The 14,336-nt window shown below is 45.8% G+C and carries 9 protein-coding genes; 7 read left to right on the top strand and 2 right to left on the bottom strand.

The genetic code is table 11. The features are described from left to right. The first annotated feature begins 55 nt into the window (after window positions 1-55). The 7 genes from ACK8P8_RS04235 (at window position 56) to ACK8P8_RS04205 (ending at window position 10,057) form a co-directional block, all read left to right on the top strand. On the top strand, window positions 56-3,667 hold the full coding sequence (locus ACK8P8_RS04235; RefSeq protein WP_369859315.1) for a SusC/RagA family TonB-linked outer membrane protein: 3,612 nt from the start codon (window positions 56-58) through the stop codon (window positions 3,665-3,667). A gap of 12 nt (window positions 3,668-3,679) precedes the next feature. Next, the gene (locus tag ACK8P8_RS04230) at window positions 3,680-5,269 is read left to right on the top strand and encodes a RagB/SusD family nutrient uptake outer membrane protein (protein ID WP_369859316.1); all 1,590 of its coding nucleotides are present in this window, start codon (window positions 3,680-3,682) and stop codon (window positions 5,267-5,269) included. A 21-nt stretch (window positions 5,270-5,290) separates the two neighbouring features. Then, window positions 5,291-6,208: a hypothetical protein gene (locus ACK8P8_RS04225; protein ID WP_227216213.1), complete on the top strand. Its 918-nt coding sequence runs from the start codon at window positions 5,291-5,293 to the stop codon at window positions 6,206-6,208. A gap of 2 nt (window positions 6,209-6,210) precedes the next feature. Next, on the top strand, window positions 6,211-6,933 hold the full coding sequence (locus tag ACK8P8_RS04220) for a fibrobacter succinogenes major paralogous domain-containing protein (RefSeq protein ID WP_369859317.1): 723 nt from the start codon (window positions 6,211-6,213) through the stop codon (window positions 6,931-6,933). 22 nt (window positions 6,934-6,955) lie between these two features. Further along, on the top strand, window positions 6,956-8,149 hold the full coding sequence (locus ACK8P8_RS04215; protein WP_369859318.1) for a thioredoxin-like domain-containing protein: 1,194 nt from the start codon (window positions 6,956-6,958) through the stop codon (window positions 8,147-8,149). 37 nt (window positions 8,150-8,186) lie between these two features. Further along, the gene (locus tag ACK8P8_RS04210) at window positions 8,187-9,356 is read left to right on the top strand and encodes a thioredoxin-like domain-containing protein (RefSeq protein WP_369859319.1); all 1,170 of its coding nucleotides are present in this window, start codon (window positions 8,187-8,189) and stop codon (window positions 9,354-9,356) included. 128 nt (window positions 9,357-9,484) lie between these two features. Then, complete coding sequence (locus ACK8P8_RS04205) at window positions 9,485-10,057, top strand: tetratricopeptide repeat protein (RefSeq protein WP_369859320.1); 573 nt, start codon at window positions 9,485-9,487, stop codon at window positions 10,055-10,057. A 210-nt stretch (window positions 10,058-10,267) separates the two neighbouring features. Here ACK8P8_RS04205 and ACK8P8_RS04200 read toward each other — a convergent pair whose 3' ends face one another. Together ACK8P8_RS04200 and ACK8P8_RS04195 are read right to left on the bottom strand one after the other, a co-directional pair. Continuing rightward, complete coding sequence (locus ACK8P8_RS04200) at window positions 10,268-13,048, bottom strand: M16 family metallopeptidase (protein ID WP_369859321.1); 2,781 nt, start codon at window positions 13,046-13,048, stop codon at window positions 10,268-10,270. Further along, on the bottom strand, window positions 13,045-14,322 hold the full coding sequence (locus tag ACK8P8_RS04195) for a thioredoxin family protein (protein ID WP_255469541.1): 1,278 nt from the start codon (window positions 14,320-14,322) through the stop codon (window positions 13,045-13,047). Before ACK8P8_RS04195 ends, ACK8P8_RS04200 begins: the two co-directional genes overlap by 4 nt. Between the last annotated feature and the right edge of the window lie 14 nt (window positions 14,323-14,336).

Here is a 14,336-nt window from a genome sequence, read left to right as displayed (position 1 = left end):
AAATCGAACCATTCGATGGCCCGGAACAATCTATCTACAGAAAACCGGAAAAGTCATGAAATTACTAGTAATAGTCTTGTTGACGTTAAGCGGTTTAAGTGTGTCGGCACGAGCGTCAGCCCAACAACAACGTGTCACGTTAGATTTGAAAGAGTGTACGGTAATGGAACTCTTTCAAGCTATACAGCAACAGACAGATTTGTTTTTTGTCTATAATCACATGAATTTCAAACACATCGAAAAACTCAACGTTCAAGCAAAGAACGAAGAAGTGGAAACTTTACTGAAACGACTATTCAAAAATTTGGAACTCGACTTTGTTTTTAACGAACAAACGGTGATCATCAAACCTCAAAAAACAAAAAACACTATCATCCAAGGAATTGTCAGAGATAAAGATAAATTACCATTGCCGGGAGTGACCATTATTATAAAAGGGACAACCACAGGAGTAACGTCCGACAAAGACGGTCGTTTCAAACTGGTTCTAGTATCTTCCCGGGAAACTACTCTGGTATTTTCTTTCGTGGGAATGAAAACGCGGGAAGTCATTTGGAAGGGAGAACCCGAATTACATATAACGATGGAAGAGGAAACCACCCAAATGGACGAGGTTGTAATCACCGGCTACCAAACGGTAGACCGCCGGAAATCCACCAGTTCCGTGACCTCCATTAAAATGGAGGATTTAAACATCCCGGGCGTTTCCTCTATAGATCAGATGTTGCAGGGACGTATCCCGGACTTGATTTTGATGAGTAATTCCGGAGAGGTAGGCGTAGTTCCCAAACTGCGTATCCGTGGAACCTCCACGCTAATCGGCAATCGCGAACCGCTGTGGGTACTCGACGGAATCATTATGCAGGATCCCGTAAACGTGCCGGCTTCGGATTTGAATGACCCGGACTATATCAACCGTATCGGTAATGCCATCGCCGGAATCAACCCGCAAGATATCGAGCGTATAGACGTACTGAAAGATGCTGCCGCAACCGCTCTTTACGGAACTCGCGCCGCCAACGGGGTGATCGTGGTAACAACTAAAAAGGGACGCATCGGACGACCTATTGTCAATTACAACTTGACAACAACTCTTCGTCAACGCCCCTCCTACAACGACCGGGCAATTAACGTGATGAATTCCAAGGAGCGCATCCAGTTTTCCCGTGAATTGGTAGCACAACATTACCCGTTCCCGGATGATATAAACATGGTTGGTTATGAAGGTCTGTTGAATCAATTATACAATCATGAACTGACCGACGAACAATTCGAAAAAGAAGTAGGACGCCTTAGCGTTATCAACACGGATTGGTTCGACTTACTGACTAAAAATTCCGTATCACATTCACACACGATCAGTATTTCCGGAGGGTCGCCGGAAGCCACTTATTACGCCTCGATCGGTTACACGCGCGATAATGATGTGATTTGGGACAGTAACAACGAGCGTTATACTGCCACGATGAAACTGAATGCCAACCTCACACCTTGGCTAAACGCTTCTTTGAACATGAACGGGAATATTTCTTCCCGCCAATATTACCAACAGGAGTTGTCACCCATGGAGTACGCCTACAAAACAACTCGCGCATTACCCGCCTATGACGAGAACGGGGAATATTTCTATTTCTTGAAAAGAAAATGGGGAACGATGAGTCCGGAATATTACCAATACAATATTCTCAATGAATTGGAAAACAGTTCCTACAATCAACACGGTTCCGGATTAACCATCACGACAAATTTGCAATTCAGTTTGCTAGATTGGTTGAAAGCTAACGTTGTCGCATCCTACCAGACGTCGAACACGACTCAAGAAAACTGGTGGGGTGAGAAGACCAACTATGCCGCAATGTTACGGGGCACAGAATACGGTGTATTGCCGGCACCAAGAACCGAAGGAGAACCGGATCACTTGGGCAACCCTACCTATATCGGGGGAACAAGTCTATTGCCCTATGGTGGAGAACTAACACACGATCAATCGGAAAATCAGTCTTATACGGTGCGTTTACAGTTAGATGGGAACTACTTTTTCGGTAAATCAAACCAGCATAACCTCAACGGCTCCATTGGTTTTGAAATGAGTTCAACCCGCACCCGCGGCTACGTGCGTACCGAGCGCGGTTATTACAAAGACCGGGGGATGAGTTTCGTGAATAACATTGACCACGAGAAATTTCCCGATTACGCCCGATGGGTATTTCAAAATCCTGCTCGGTTGACTGATAGTAAAAGCAATACTGTATCAAGCTATGCTTCCATATCATATAGCTACTACAATTATTTTACCGTGAATACCAATGCCCGAATTGATGGTTCCAACGCATTCGGAGATCAAAGCAATAACAAATTATTGCCCATCTGGTCCGCTTCTGCCAACTGGAACATTTCGGAATTATGGGGGCTAAAAGAAGCAAACTGGTTGGATTTTCTCCGCTTGAAAGCGTCGTTTGGGTACCAAGGTAATATGCTCAGTGACCAAAGTCCGGTAATGATTATTTCCAAAAAGCCACTCGATTCCCATTTCGGGGAGAACGTGGCTTCAGTTTCACGCTATCCTAATCCAAATTTGAAATGGGAAACCACCACTTCCTATAATTTAGGAATAGAGCTCGGGTTGTTCCAGAGAAAAGTAATGATAGAAACTGAATACTGGTGGAAACACACCGAGGATGCTTTTATGGATAAAGCTATCGCGACAATGAACGGGGTGCCCAATGACGTTTACCAAGTAAATCAAGGTGACATTGACAATCACGGGTACAATGTTTCGCTGACATTCATGCCATTGCAATCCCAAGATTGGTTCTGGTCCGTATCGACTTCAATTTCCAAGTCTTTTAATAAAATGAAGAGTAAAGCGGATGTCGATCAGTATGAACTCTCGAACTTCCTTAATGGTTCGGCTCTCGTGAAAGGTCAACCTATCGGTACTTTTTACTCCTATAAATTCATCGGGCTGAGTCCTGTAAACGGCGGACCGATGTTCGATGATTATGCCGACAATCCCGAAGTATTGCGCAGTCTGAATAAATATGACACGTACACACGCGTTTTAAAGCCTTCCGGACGACGCGAACCGACAATATCAGGGAATTTGAACACGACACTACGTTGGAAAAATATCCGTCTGAGCGGAAACTTCGCGTACAGCATGGGAAATAAAATTCGTCTGTTTGCCATTTACAATGCTGCTAGCGATGCGGTAATGGATGCCCAAAATATCCGCCCCGAAAATAACGTCAGCAAATATTTCTTGAACCGCTGGCGCAAACCGGGCGATGAGCGCCACACGAATATCCCGGCGATTATAGGAAAAGGCGATGACAATTATACGCTATATGAAAGACACTGGAGCGATAAATATCAAGATATTCAACCTTTAGCAATTTCCGCATGGGAAATGTATGATTACGGTGACCACCGTGTGGTAAGCGGTAATTATTTGAAATGTTCCAACTTGAGTTTAACCTACCAGTTCACCGAAACGATACTGAAAAAACTGCGTCTGTCACAATTGGATGTATCATTTTCAGCCACTAACCTGTTCACTATTTCGGCCAAAGAGTTGAAGGGACAAGCCCCGACACAAGGAGGTTTTGCCAGCATCCAGTTGAGCGATCGACCTACATATACTTTAGGATTAACCGTTTCATTCTAAAACATCGATTACATGAAAAAAATACTTGTTCTATGTTGCATGGCGGGTTTATTTTGCGGATGTTCCCATTTTTTGGAAGAACACTCGCAGGACCTTGCTAAAGTGGAAACTTTTTCCGATCTGGATGAAGTGCTATTGGGAAAAGGTTATATGCCATCAGGCAGATTCGAGAATAATGAGTATGGAGTATCACCCGTGAATGCTTTTTTCCAAGCTACCCATCACATGGCAGATGAATTGGCTTTTAACGAACGAAGCAATTTAGGCGATCTTGCAGGAATACAACCCCCAATGTTCGGTTGGTACACGTGGCAGCAAAGCGTTGGTCTACCTTACGAGGGCAATTCCCGTACTTCGGAAAGCAGAGATTGGAAGCAGGCATATTCTTGTATCAACATTTGCAATATGGTACTGACTTCCGTCAATGACTTGTCCGTAAATAATCTAGTGGAGGAACTACAAAAAAAACGTATCAAGGGAGAAGCTCATTTCCTTCGTGCGCTTTACTATTTCACCTTAGGTAATCTATACGGACAGCCTTATTGTACACAAACGCTAGGCACTCCGGCCATACCGCTTAAATTGACGGAGTACGTGGAAGACAAAGAGTATACCGTCAACACGGTAGAGGAAGTGTACATCCAAGTACTTACCGATTTAGACGAAGCCGAAACTTATCTAAAAGATAACGAGGTGAAAAACTATCCTTACCGGGCAGATATCATTGCCGTGTATTTATTAAAAAGCAGGGTATATCTTTACATGCAAAATTGGGAAAAAGCCTTGGAATACGCTAACATGGTATTGGACAAGCGGAACGGATTATTGGACTTGAATACACATACCCCGGACACAGAAATATTAACCAAAGCCTCGCCCGAAACTATCTTCTCCATGGGAGGCTACCCGTTGGCCGGTTGCATGTATTGTTCAAGAGAAGGAGAGGAGAAGTTCCCGGCTTACGTCGTTTCCCAAGATTTGCTATCGGCTTTTACCGAAGGCGATAATGATTGGCGCACACAATATTATATCATGAAAGAATCAATAGGAGGTATGTCGACTAATTACGTCTACACGGATGCATGGGTGCTATCCAAAGTACAAGGTTGGGTATTCGGTTACAAGGAAGCTTCCGACCACTTCATGTTCCGGACAGCGGAAGCCTATTTGAATGCGGCTGAAGCGGCAGCTTACTCGGGTGACGAAACGACAGCCCGCACGATGCTCAAAACTCTGTTGAATCATCGCTTGAAAGAAAATCGTGAAGTGACAGCAAGCGGCAAGGAACTGGTAGACCTCATCCGTCGCGAACGCCAGTGCGAGCTATGCTTTGAAGGTCATCGTTGGTTCGATTTACGTCGTTACACGGTATGTGACAAATTCCCATATTCCAAAAAGATTACACACCGCTATATCAAATACGTGAAATCGGGATTCATTCCTGTCATATCGACCCCGACTGAAATCGTGGAATACGTTTTGGAGGAGAACGACGACGCTTACACGCTGATGCTCCCCAAAGAGGTTTTAGATTTTCAGAATACACTACAGACAAACCAACGTCCGGTTCGAAAAGGGAAATCGATACCTATCGGTAATTAACAGATACTTAAACGCAAAGATATGAAATCAGAAATATTAATCTTTATAATTGCTTTGGCTGGTAGTTTATATGCTTGCCAGCAAGAAGACGAGTTGGAGCCGCTTGCCGTGACCAATTCTTTTGCCATTTCGCCCGGAGCCACGGACGAGGAGTCAAAACTCAAAGAGGAGTTTTTCAATACCACCGGATGTCATCTCCTTTTCAACGATACGCTCCGACACGAATACAAAGGGACGGACGAGAATGGCAAGCCTTTCTATGAAACAGAACTCTTAGGCCTGGAATACCAGCTAACGAATACAAGCAATCTCCGCTTTAAGTTCGACTATTTGCAAACGTTAGAACAAAAGCGTCAAGTCACAACTTTCTTGCAGAACGATTTACTACCGTATATTAAAAACGTGATGCCTTATTCCCTGCTAGTGGCTAACGGTATTGATGAATACCAGCGAAATACCACGGACGTTACTTATGATTATGTCGGCTCCCCGTTGACCTATAACAATTTGCGTTGTTTGGCATTAAATGTCAGCGGATTGTGGGAATTGACTCAAGAAGAACGTAAAGCCTACGCGCAGGATATTTGCTGCGAAATCATTTTTGCCTCTTTCGGGGGAACAGCGGGCAACAAGTATACAGACGGAAAAGCTGGAGAGTTCTTCGCGGTCAACTACAACAATTATTCCACCCCCAAGTCATACTGGTGGGCTCCCACGGAGATTTTGAATCCGTTGGAGATGGGATTTCTGGAAGATCCTTATGAAAATAATTTCTCCTCCCCGAAAGAAGATGCCGTGGCTTATATCAAAGCCTGCTTGTCGCTGACAGAGGAGGAATTCTTTGAAAAATACGGGGAGAACGACATCAATGGATATACCAGAAAAAAATATGATATCATCAAACCGTTGCTCGAAGCAACCGGAATTAAATTTAATTGATTATGAGAAAGTATATAATAGCTTTATTTGTATGTTGCAGTGCTATATTCTGCTCATGCAGTGACGATGATAATTTGCCGAGAGTCAATCCCTCCACTACCAGCGAGTACACGGACGAACGTGACGGCAACACCTACGGGTGGGTTCGAATCGGCAATTTGGAATGGATGACTTCCAATCTAAAATATTATTCCGAGGCACCTTATTACGAATGCACGTACGACTTGTTTGGGGCTAACTATCCGGTCAAGATTAAGTCCCATCTCCTCGATATCGATTTTGCGGCAGATTACAAGGAATATGGGAACTTCTATACTTGGGAGGAAGCCCGCACGCTTTGTCCTGAAGGTTGGCGTTTGCCCACCGATGAGGACTGGAAGAATCTGGAAACAGCATTGGGCATGTCTGCCGGAGAAGCCGATTCGGAAGGCTGGCGGGGAAATCAGGAAGCCACCCTTCTTCGCCAAGGGTCAGAAGGAACAGGCATGGCACTCCAATTAGGAGGCGAGGTTGCAGATGCTGAAGCTTGGGGACGTTCCCCGTTCTTGTGTTTTGTCGGCGAGTACGGGTATTTTTGGTCGGCTTCAGAGGTGGAGAACAACGGTTTACAAACCACAACGGTCTGGTTCCGGAAAATATGTGCCCATTACACGACTGTCTACCGAGGAACGGTGACACTGGAAAGAATGATGCGCATACGTTGTTGCCGAGATGCAGAGAAATAATATAAACTTCTAAATAATTTCTATGAACAGAATTTTCTTTTTTATCGCGGCACTGCTATTGTGTGGTGCCTGTACTTCCCGCCCCGAGGGATTCGTGATACGGGGCAATTTTCCCGGGTTACAAGACGGGATGCTGGTCACGCTTCGCTCCATGGAAGGTGAAGCGATATTGGCAACAGATACCATTCAAGACGGCAAATTTGAATTGCAGGGCGTAACTGCTTCACCGCAATACTGCAATTTATTGATCAGCTCTAACACCTCTTCCCCCCACATGGGCAAAATGGTTAATATTTACATGTTTCTAGACAATTCCGAACTGACGGTAAACACAGCCCATTTCGACAGTCTGCAATTCATCCACCCCTTCGTCGCTGAAACTGCCGAATCGAAAGCTCGTGTAGAAGGAGGTCCACTACAGCGAGAATATTATGAATATCGTGATGCTTTAATGCCTTTGCTGTTGGCTGCCTCGGAAGTGAATATCGCTTCAGCCACGCTGAATATGCAAGAAAACCAATACACAACGGAGGAATTCAACAACCGATTTGACGAACTATATCCTAAGAAGCTGGCAGCGGAAGCAGCTATTGATGCTGCTAAAATGGAATTTATCCGCCAACATCCACAATCACCGGTATCGCTTTTCATCGCGGAAGGCTTGTTGAACACCACTTTTACGCGCACTCCCGAAGAGATAAAAGAACTGACACGCATTGCCAAACAGATCGAAGATTCAGTGCGTCGTCCCCGAGTATTAAAGATGGCAGAAATTGCAAGCATATTATACAAAGGAGCATCATACAAGGACATTGAACTGACCAATCCGACAGGCGAAACCGTGAAACTATCACAGTATATACTTCCCGACCACTACACGTTGGTAGACTTCTGGGCATCGTGGTGTGGTCCCTGCCGCTGGGCCATCCCCAAAGTGGATCAAATTTATGAACACTCCCCAAAAGACCGCCTGACCGTAATCAGCGTATCGTTCGACCAAAAGAAAACAGACTGGGAAACGGCAATGAAAGAGGAAGCCATGCCTTGGACTCAATTATGGACAGGCAATCGTGACCAAGTTACCGCTGCCCAACGTGCCTACAATATCAGCGGCATTCCGCGCCTGATGCTCATCGCACCCGATGGCAAAATCGTTTTCAGCGGTAACGATGCCAACGCATTACGAGTAACTGTTGAAGAATATTTGGAAAAATAAGATATTCCGAAGATTAAAACAAAAAAATAAGAGAACAATGAAAAAACTCTGTTTTATATTACTGCTCAGTGCTGCCGCTTGTACACGGCAGCCTGCCGACCACTTTATCCTACGGGGTACGGTTCCCGGTGCCATGGACAGCACGAAAGTTACCCTACGAACCATCACCCGATGGGACAAAGATTTAGCCAGCGCTTACGTCATTGACGGGAAATTCGAGTTGCGCGGGCAACTGGACGCTCCCTCCATGTGTAAATTTAGCGTGAGTAACACGGATTATATCCTACGCTCGAAGCAAAATCAAGAATCGGCATATTGTTACGAGCTTAATTTCTTTGTCGAAAACGGCAAACTCACCTTTACCACGCCACATATCGACAGCCTACCACAAGCGTACTGGCTTTACGACATCCGGAAAGAAAAGAACTACCGAGTGGAAGGTTCCAGCGCTCAAGAAGCGTACCACCGCTACCAACAACAAACCTTTCCGTTGCGTTACGGTATACAGGAACTCCGCAAGCAGGAGAAGCAAACCCCGGACTATAACAGCCGATTGGAAACCATGAAATCGGAACTGGACAAAGCAAGCCGGGCATTTATCCGCAACAACGATAATCTGGCAACGAACCTCTACATTGTCGGAACATTGAAGAAACCCGCTTTCACCTACAATCAGGCTTATCTCGACGAACTGGAAGAACTCTTTGCTTCCTGTCAAGACACTTGTGCCGCATTGAGGGAGTTTCGCCATTATCTCCGTGACGCCTCCCGGCTGGTTCAAGGCTCACCGTTGCAAGAAGGCGAAGTGGTCGATGATAAAGGCAAGAGCGTATCGCTGCTCGCCCAATTAAACCGAGATGGATACACGCTGATTGATTTTTGGGCATCATGGTGCATTCCCTGCCGAGCAAGCCTGATATACCTACGCGAAGTGTACAAAACTCACGGGGATTCCATCCGTTTTATCAGCGTGTCCCTCGATCAACAAGAGGCAGAGTGGCAAAAAGCCTTGAAAGAAGAAAACCTGCCGTGGGCACAATTCCGCAGCCTGCCCGAACAAACCAAAGCATTCGCGGAACAATATAATCTCATTGGTATTCCAACCTTCTTTATCATTGATAGCGAGGGACGAATCGTCTTTTCCGGCAGTTCCATCAACGAACTGGCGGAACAACTACCCAAAATAAATACAAATACTACACACTGACAACAATCCGCATACCTACCAAGCGGGTATCAAAAGCACTTACGAAAGTAGGTGCTTTCTTCGTTTTAGTGGTAATCGAGTGCATCCACCCCCGTACAAAGGCTACTTTTAGAGATAATTGAGTATTTTTGCGCCATCTAAATAAAGTGGAACGTGGTGATATCCAATCGTCCTACAACATAGCAGTGTGCCACGCGACAGGCTACGGCGTAAAACAAGACTTGGACAAAGCTTTCGAGAATTACATGATTGCCGCCGAGGCCGGGCACCCGGGCGCACAATTTCAAGTTGGCAACTTTTACTTCGAGGGAAGAGGCAACATAGCACAGGATTACGCCAAGGCCGTAGCGTGGCTCAACAAAGCGTACCAAAACATGGAAGCCGAGGATTGCTGGCAGCCTGCCGCCGAACTTGCCATCTGCTATCAAGACGGTCTTGGGACTTTTCAAGATGACGACACGGCATTTCAATTCCTTTCCGAACTTGAAGAGAATGAAATGCTCGACGACGTGTGGGAACCACTTGATGCCATGGTACTCAACGCCCTCGGCGTTGCCTATGGCTTCGGAAGAGGTACAGAACAAAACATTCCTTTGGCGATAGAATACTTTGACAGAGCCATCGAATACGACTCGGAAGAAGCAAAGAAAAACAAGGCCCGCTTCAAGAAAACCATTTTCGGCTCTTGGAAGATAAAATAAAGAGGTGTGTTAAACACACCTCTAGTCTATAAAGTTCATAAAGTCGAGCCCCCGGCTCTTAAAGTCTATAAAGTCCGTAATTTAATAGTATACTAATATTCAACTCCATAACACATACACTACCTGCATATTTGACCTTACGGACCTTATGGACATTTAGACTTTATGGACGAGAGGGGTGTGTCAAAACACACCTTCTCTTCGTGACGGCTATCGTGATTTCACCACGATATCAACGCATTGCGCATCAGCAAAAAACTTACGGGCAAAAGCCAACACGTCTTTCGCCTTAATCTTATCAACCACTTTCTCGAAAAACTCGGGAGCATCCAAACTTTTTCCCGTGCGTTGATAAAACTGGATATTTTCCGTCCAAAAAGGAATACTTCCAAAATCCGGAGCGGCATCCCGTTCTTTTTTCAATAACAGGATAAAATCCTCCACGTCTTCATCGGACATTCCCTCTTCCAAGAACTGCTCAATCTGCTCGTGCACGATAGCCCGCATACGAGGTCCTTTCTCCAAGGAACTCTCGAATTGCACGTTAAATAACTGCGAGGGGTCGGGCTGACCGGTAACATCCGTCCGCACGTGTACCCCGTACGAACCGCCCTCCGCTTCCCGGATACGCTGTTGAAACAAGTACTCGAAATGCTTCTGAAGAATCATCATGCAAAGCTTATCCGCCGGTTTCGTCTTCAACGTGTTCGTGAAAGCCATATCCACCATGTACTTTTGCTCCGGAATATCCACGGCAATATCTTTCGCCACGCTCTCTTTTTTATAGTACTCGTACTTAACGGGCTTCTCCTTGCGGTAAGTAGAAGAAAGCGAAGCGATATATCGAGCAACAAGCTCCCGGGCTACCTCCCGTTCCAAATCACCCACGATATAGAAAGAAAAGTCCGAGGCATTCCGGTAACGCTCCTTGAAAATACGAACCATCTTCTCGTAATCCATCGCCTCGTAATACCGCGCATCCCTCACCCAAAGCCGGGGCGACTTCACCATCCGCAACTCACGCAACACGTCATTGATAGTGTCGTCCGTCGTTTTACGGGAGTGAGCCAATGTCAACTTATTCACGTGCACATATTTGTCAAAAGCGGCTTTATCGAAACGAGGTTTTTCCACCACCAAATGCAAAAATTGGAAAGCGAAATCCGCGTCACGCGTCGTACTCGTGCAATTGATACTTTCGGAGTTCTCCTCCAAGGAAATATCCATGTTGATGGAATGCTCCTGCACGAGCGCGTTCAACTCTCGAGTCCCGTACTTGTACAAACCGCTCTTCAAGAATAAAGCCACCATAGCGTCGGCTGACGGCAAATCCTCTGCTGGAAGCAAAGAACGTCCTCCTCGGCTACCTATCAAAACATTAAACATACCCTTGTTGTAATCGGTGTACTTGTAATAGACCTTCGCCCCGTTACTCAACGTCCACTCTTCCGCCTCTATCGGCTTCAACGCTTTCTCCTTGACAATTTTACCCGCCGGAATCTCGAAATCGACCAAAACGCCGTTGACCGCCAACTTCTCCTGTCCCTCCCCGGCTTCAAATGTCCACTCGCGAGCCTCCTGCATCACGGTTGAAATCTGTTCTTCCGCGGGGAAAGGATAATCCGCACTATTTCCTTGCATGATATAAATCCAATTCCGGTCGTCGTCAAACCAGCGAGCAATCCACTTCCGGAAATCCTCGGCGGTCAGACTGTTAAGAATCGCTGCCGTTGTATCTATATTCTGCTCGAACTCGCTAATCGGGTACCCCAACAAGAAATTATTCTGGTACATTTGCAAGTACATACTATTCGGGAATCGCTCTTTTTGCAACTTAAACTGCTCCAACCGCTTGAGATAACCGGACGCCATGCCGTGTAACTTTTCATCGGTTATCACCGTCTGATGAACCCGCACCATCTGTTCCATCAACTGTTCCAACGCCTCGATTTCCTGCCCGGGCAAAGACGACACCACGACATTCAATCCCTCGTAACCCCGAACGATATCGAAGATACCGATACTCGCGTTAAGAAACGCCACATCGGAGTTTTCCATACACTCCGCCAAATGGTCGCGCATCATCTTGTTGTAAAACTCCCGCATCAAATCTTCCCGCAACATATCCCGTAACGAACGCACCGGATTCTTCCGGAAACGCTTCATAAGCACCATCCCGTTCGTCGGCACATCCTTGTCTATCAACTTATAATATTGAGGTTGCGGACTATCCGGGATATCGTACACGAGGCGAGGTTTCGGGTTCTCCCGCCGGGGAATGGGAGCGAACAAGCGTTTCACCTCCGCTTCCACCGCATCCACGTCTATATCCCCGAGAATAATCACGGCTTGCTGGTCCGGACGATAGAAATCCTTGTAATAATCCCTCACTTGTTCCGCCGTGAAACTCTGCAACACTTCCACGGAACCAATCACGTCATGCGTGGCGTACTTGCTCCCGTTGTAGATGAAAAAGTTCGCCTGCTTCTGCAATCGAGCGGACAAATCCATTCCCGCGCGCCGCTCCTCCTGTATCACTTGCCTCTCGATTTCCATCTCCTCGGGATACAATTTAAGAAAACCGGACCAATCCCTCAATACCAAAATACAAGAATCAACCAACAATTTCGAAGCAGTGGGAACATTATTCACGTTATACACCGTTTCGTCGTGTCCCGTGTAAGCATTAAAATTACTTATCTTGTGCCGTTTCAAAAAAGCCGGAACCCCATCCGGGAAATTATCCGTGGCATGGAAGGCCATGTGCTCGAGCACATGAGCCAAACCATTCTGCTGCTCCTCCTCCATCAACGCTCCCACGTTCTGCACGAGATAAAAATCGGCACGTCCCGGCGAACTTGTCGTACGGCGAATGTAATACGTCAACCCGTTTTCCAATCGCCCCTGCCGGAAATTCACCGATTCCTCTTGCGCTAAAATCGATTGCCCGAAGGATAAAAAAACAAAAAACAATAGTAACAAACTTCTCATAACTCCCTCAACTTCTCTTGTATCATGTTCTGCAACTGCTTCATCAACTCCACCTCTTCGATTCCGGAACTAACGACAAAAGCTTGATTCAAACTTTGTTTTGCTTTTTCCGGATTACCCGTGGCATTGAAACAATCTCCCAGCATGTACAACAAACGAGTACGCAACTGTGCCGCCATCTCATATTGCAAAGCCTTGTCCAACCACACTATCACTTTCTCGTTCGCACCCTCCGGCAAATTACCCCGGTACACGGTGTACAAATCTTCAATCGGTTGGGTATAATCGTTTACCGTCAAAGCCTTCTCCGCACCGGAAAAATATTGATTCATCTTCTCGAAAAACGTGTTTATATCCTTGCGGAAAAGACTGTAATACCCGTCCGATAACAAAGATATCGCCTCAAAAGCGGAAAGCGAACCAAATGAAATATCGCTATATACCGGCTGCAAATCTCCTTTTACCCGCTCTAAATGTTTCTTGTAATCCTGTTTACCGTTTTTACAAAAAGAGATGATATAATTATTATAAACACCCAAAATGAAATCCTGAATCTTCTCTTTCCCCACAATCTCCTCGTATTTCCGGTAATTTTTCACCAGAAAATCGAAAATCTCGTCATTACCCTTGATTTCATTGTGATACATGCTGATGATATACAAATCCTCGGCGTTAATCATATTCTCCAACTTCTTGTTCTTCACGTACTCCGGGAAAAGAGCCTCGATACGCACCATCCATTTATCCCGGTTATACCCGGTTTGGGTAGCGATAAACTCGGGAGCCCGAAACAACAACTCCTGTTGCAGGTCGGTATTCTTCTTTTCCTTCTTCGATTTCTCGTACAACTTCTCGAAAGTCAGCATATCACCCGTCACCATCTTCGCTTCATTGAGCAACGCGGCAGGGGCTTTCGCCCCCCGCACCACGCGCAACACCTCTCCTTTCACGTTCACGAATATCATCGTGGGAAAAGCCTCCACCCCGTATTTTTTCACCAGTTCAGCCTGCTCGGGAGCTTCCGCGTTCAACTTGCAACTCACGAAATGCGTGTTAAAATAGTCACCCACTTCCGGAACAGTAAACACTTTTTGCGACATCACCTTGCAAGGTCCGCACCACTCCGTGTAAAAATCGACGAAAACATCCTTTTTCTCTGCCTTCGCTTTTTTCAAAGCCTCCTCGAAAGTACCTTGAAAAAAAGTAATTTGAGCGGATAGATTTCCAACCATCCCCATCAACAGGAACACCAACACGTATTTAATCCTTCTCATAATATTTCCTTCTT

This window comes from Butyricimonas muris, assembly GCF_046365375.1.
Classification (GTDB): domain Bacteria; phylum Bacteroidota; class Bacteroidia; order Bacteroidales; family Marinifilaceae; genus Butyricimonas; species Butyricimonas muris.
The sequence above is the reverse complement of the archived record's forward strand: the minus strand, read 5'-3'. Positions and strand labels throughout refer to the sequence as shown.

What these genes read in the sequence shown, in the direction of transcription:
- ACK8P8_RS04235 (WP_369859315.1), top strand. Translation starts at nt 56, where the DNA reads ATGAAATTACTAGTAATAGTCTTGTTGACGTTAAGCGGTTTAAGTGTG.
- ACK8P8_RS04230 (WP_369859316.1), top strand. Translation starts at nt 3,680, where the DNA reads ATGAAAAAAATACTTGTTCTATGTTGCATGGCGGGTTTATTTTGCGGA.
- ACK8P8_RS04225 (WP_227216213.1), top strand. Translation starts at nt 5,291, where the DNA reads ATGAAATCAGAAATATTAATCTTTATAATTGCTTTGGCTGGTAGTTTA.
- ACK8P8_RS04220 (WP_369859317.1), top strand. Translation starts at nt 6,211, where the DNA reads ATGAGAAAGTATATAATAGCTTTATTTGTATGTTGCAGTGCTATATTC.
- ACK8P8_RS04215 (WP_369859318.1), top strand. Translation starts at nt 6,956, where the DNA reads ATGAACAGAATTTTCTTTTTTATCGCGGCACTGCTATTGTGTGGTGCC.
- ACK8P8_RS04210 (WP_369859319.1), top strand. Translation starts at nt 8,187, where the DNA reads ATGAAAAAACTCTGTTTTATATTACTGCTCAGTGCTGCCGCTTGTACA.
- ACK8P8_RS04200 (WP_369859321.1), bottom strand. Translation starts at nt 13,048, where the DNA reads ATGAGAAGTTTGTTACTATTGTTTTTTGTTTTTTTATCCTTCGGGCAA.
- ACK8P8_RS04195 (WP_255469541.1), bottom strand. Translation starts at nt 14,322, where the DNA reads ATGAGAAGGATTAAATACGTGTTGGTGTTCCTGTTGATGGGGATGGTT.